At 35.4% G+C, this 3,497-nt stretch carries 5 protein-coding genes; 4 read left to right on the top strand and 1 reads right to left on the bottom strand.

All coding sequences use genetic code 11. The annotated features are described in order from the left end of the window. Positions 1 to 116: 116 nt before the first annotated feature. Both CWB65_RS19450 and CWB65_RS19445 read left to right on the top strand, forming a co-directional pair. Complete coding sequence (locus tag CWB65_RS19450) at positions 117 to 1,364, top strand: type II restriction enzyme NmeDI-related protein (RefSeq protein WP_008130145.1); 1,248 nt, start codon at positions 117 to 119, stop codon at positions 1,362 to 1,364. A gap of 124 nt (positions 1,365 to 1,488) precedes the next feature. Continuing rightward, positions 1,489 to 1,851: a hypothetical protein gene (locus tag CWB65_RS19445; RefSeq protein ID WP_008130143.1), complete on the top strand. Its 363-nt coding sequence runs from the start codon at positions 1,489 to 1,491 to the stop codon at positions 1,849 to 1,851. Between the two features lie 82 nt (positions 1,852 to 1,933). Here the strand turns inward: CWB65_RS19445 and CWB65_RS19440 are convergent, their stop codons facing one another. Next, positions 1,934 to 2,194, bottom strand: a complete 261-nt coding sequence (locus tag CWB65_RS19440) for a hypothetical protein (protein WP_033025520.1) — start codon at positions 2,192 to 2,194, stop codon at positions 1,934 to 1,936. Between the two features lie 101 nt (positions 2,195 to 2,295). Here CWB65_RS19440 and CWB65_RS19435 point away from each other — a divergent pair, with 101 nt between their 5' ends. Continuing rightward, the gene (locus CWB65_RS19435) at positions 2,296 to 2,631 is read left to right on the top strand and encodes a hypothetical protein (RefSeq protein WP_033025517.1); all 336 of its coding nucleotides are present in this window, start codon (positions 2,296 to 2,298) and stop codon (positions 2,629 to 2,631) included. Then, a complete protein-coding gene (locus CWB65_RS19430) occupies positions 2,628 to 3,281 on the top strand; it encodes a hypothetical protein (protein ID WP_008130140.1) in 654 nt (217 codons plus the stop codon). Before CWB65_RS19435 ends, CWB65_RS19430 begins: the two co-directional genes overlap by 4 nt. Positions 3,282 to 3,497 lie beyond the last annotated feature (216 nt).

Genomic DNA, 3,497 nt, shown 5'->3' with positions numbered 1-3,497 from the left:
TGACAAACTAATTATGGCTCTGGCTTTGAATTAAGCTAACCCACGAAAAGCGGAGGCTAACACCGTGTGGGAGTCATTATGTCTATGTAAATATACAAATAATTAAGAGTGGGGATATGAGTCAAGATTTAAAATCAATAATTGATGGTTATAAAAGTGATGAGGAGACGGTTTATAATAGCTGGTTCGTAAATAATGACGAACGACTAAAAGCATTTAGAACTATCCGTAGGGGTGTATTTGATGTAATACAGGATATTAAAAATGGAAGTTTTGGGAATGATTTTAAAGGTTCATCTTTAGAATTTGTTTTAAACTGTATCACGGAACAAAAGCAAGTATTTAAAGGAGCATCGCATCCCTTTTACTGGAAGCCAAAATTACGAATACCTGATATTTATGAAAATGAGGAAAATAAAGTTGCATTTGGCCAATTCTTGGAAAAATGCATAAATGCCACAAAAGAAGAACAAATAATTAAGGAAATAATCTTATTAGATCAACGGAAAATTAAAGGATTAGGTCCAGCAGTTGCAAGTATTCTTTATTTTTTACATCCCACTATCATACCTCCATGCAATACTGCTATTGTTAATGGATTCAATACGCTCTTCAAAGATAAAGTAAAGCTCGGGTCGTGGTCAGATTATCTCAGGATGAGAGAAATTATAATAGAGAAAAATGATGAACTAAAGTCTGAGTTATCGAATGACTTGGGTGCTTTTGCAGGGCTTTTATTTGATGTTGGCGAAAAGAAATTACTGATAAGTGACGATCATCTTTCTGATGAAGAACGAACAAAAATAGAAAAGAAAATAAAAAAACGGCACAAAGAAGTTGTAAGTGAAATGGAGGAAGAAGATCTCCACACTGAAATGCAACATCGCATTCTCACTATCGGAAATTCAATTGGTTATGATGTTATTGCCGCAGCAAACGACAAATCAAGATGTCATAATGGTAATAGCTTGTCTTTTATCTGCGTAGATAAGTTTCCAGAAATAGATGTTGATAAAGACACTTATAAAACAATAACACTTATTGATGCAATTTGGTTTGAAAAGGATTCAAATAAAATCACTTGTGCTTTTGAAGTGGAAAAAAGTACATCCATCTATTCTGGGATATTAAGATTAACTGATCTTTATTATTCATTTCCAAATAACCTACCATCTTTGTACCTTATCATTCCTGACAAGCGGGAGAAAGAAGTAATATTGCAGCTACAGAGGCCATCGATTAAAAATAGTGACATTGAAATTCATTACATACTATTCAGTGATTTAAGAAAAGATTGTGATGCAATTTGCAAGTTTGGAGAAGATAAAGATATTCTCAAAAAAATATCAAAGGTGGTAAATTGAAATTATTACATAACAAACTCATCCAGCAGACTGCCAAAAGTGTCGCGAATTTTGCAAAAAACGCAAAAAGTCGCGCCACTTTCGTCAGCGGCTGATGAGGGCGTTATAACCCATTGGAGATGTTGTGCTAGTTTGGGATGAAGTAGATGTTCTCGCTGTATTAGAAACTGAACCAGTTATAGAAACTGATTGTATTTGGTATACGTACAGTGTGAAAAAGGACGGCCTTGAATTAAAAATAACCATTTACCAATATGATGGTGATGTTTATTTTGAATTGTTCTCAGATGGAATAGATAATTCAATATTCTCAATGAATCTTATGGATTGCGCTGGCGTTAAAAGGCGTTTTGAGAAAAGTGGAGAATATCTAGAATTTGCACCATCAGGCTGTTTTAAAACTAGCAGGTATGATGGCGAAATGAGTATTCCTTATGGTGTACGAGTTTCAATTAAGCCATCAATAAAAGTAGAACTTTATGGGTGATGTTATAACAAGTGCATCAAAGATCACCCGCAAAAAGACTACGGGCTAGGACGCGCTAACCGCGCGCCCTTTATGCAAATCGTTATAACTGCTTAATCCAATACTGGTAGCTCGTTTGTCCGTCCATATTTTTCTGGCCTACCCAATACACAATATGGCATTCTTTTTTATGAATTTTATTAAATGAACGCGCCAATGATTCGCCGTGAGATTTTGGCGTAATCGGGCGATCAATAAGAAACAATCCTTTGAATGTAAAACCGCATAGCTCAAGGTGTCTTTGCCTATCTGTCCTGCGCGCGCCACGATTGAATTTATTGAACGTTTCTATTTTGTTTTTCATCACAGCTCCGATTAAAAGTTATAACAAGGCCATCAAAATTGATGCCTCGTAAACTCGCCACACATTATGGCTATGGTTAGGTTTCATAAAACGAGGGCATCATGACAATTACAAATCGATCTAATAATCTTGATTTAATACGTTGGATGAGTGGAGGGCATGAGCCTACTGCTGGTAAAATGGCTCATATTACTAATGCTAATTATGTTTCTAAGATGGCAACAGGAGAAATGGATATATCCGACCATGTTGCTAGAAGTATTGAAAAAGCGTTTTCTCTTCCAGAATTTTGGATGGATAGAGACAATGAGAATGCTATTAAAATGCCAAAAGAAGATTATGAATTACATTCAACTTTACAGGGGTTACCTCAGAATTCTAAAAACATCCTAAGATCATTTCTTCTATCACTGGAAGCAGGTGCAGTTGAAATATGAGCAAAATAATCAAACAAACGTCTCTTCTGTTCTTTATTCCATTTCTATTTTTTCCTTCGTCAGCATCACTAGCTGACGAACAAGTCGATAGAATCGCAAAATTTATTTCAGAAAGTGCTGCAAAAATTGCAGGTGAGGGAAAGGTAGGTGCCAATGTTGTGATGGAATGGAAGTTGAACAAGGAGGTCATTGAGGTTTCTTCATACGAAGGTGATAAGAGAGTGGCTGCTTTAGAGACCGCTATATTGTATTTGGGAGAGAATGAAAAAATTATATTTCCCGAAATAAAAAGTAGTGATCATGCAATGGTATTCTTGGCTTCAAGGCTTATTGCCCTAGAATATCTTTCATCACTTATTGGTTCGTCTGATAATGACTTGGTTCTTAAAGATTATCTAAATGGTGAAATGTTAGATATTAAAATGATGCTTAATGGTACTGCTGATTTCGGAGCTATGTATCTTAAATCGCGCAAAATGCGAGATGATAAGAGAGCATTGTTTCTTTTTCAAAATAAAGAGTTCATAAAAGAAAAACTTGCTTTAATGATGGAAAAACCAAATATATCAAACTTTGTAGCGAATAAGACAAGTTTAATTTCATTGGTGCAGGCATGTGGTTCAATCCCACAGTCATGTTCAAAGCTATGAGCATCAAAACCTAACACATATGAGCCTTAACTCTGTCAATAGGCATTAGTTTTCTTTTTGACCGTTTTTATAAATTGACGGTCAATTCTAAATCAATAAACAAATTCGTTTACTTCGTATGTCGATGCGGCTGTTAAGCAAGTATCATACGGCAAACACATATAGAGGCTCTCTTATTGCGATCTCATCGCAGCCAGCTTTTTCCCATATGCTTTT

The organism is Pseudoalteromonas sp. S554 (assembly GCF_005930865.1).
In the GTDB taxonomy this organism is placed as follows: domain Bacteria; phylum Pseudomonadota; class Gammaproteobacteria; order Enterobacterales; family Alteromonadaceae; genus Pseudoalteromonas; species Pseudoalteromonas marina.
This window is presented reverse-complemented; position numbering and strand designations above follow the sequence as displayed.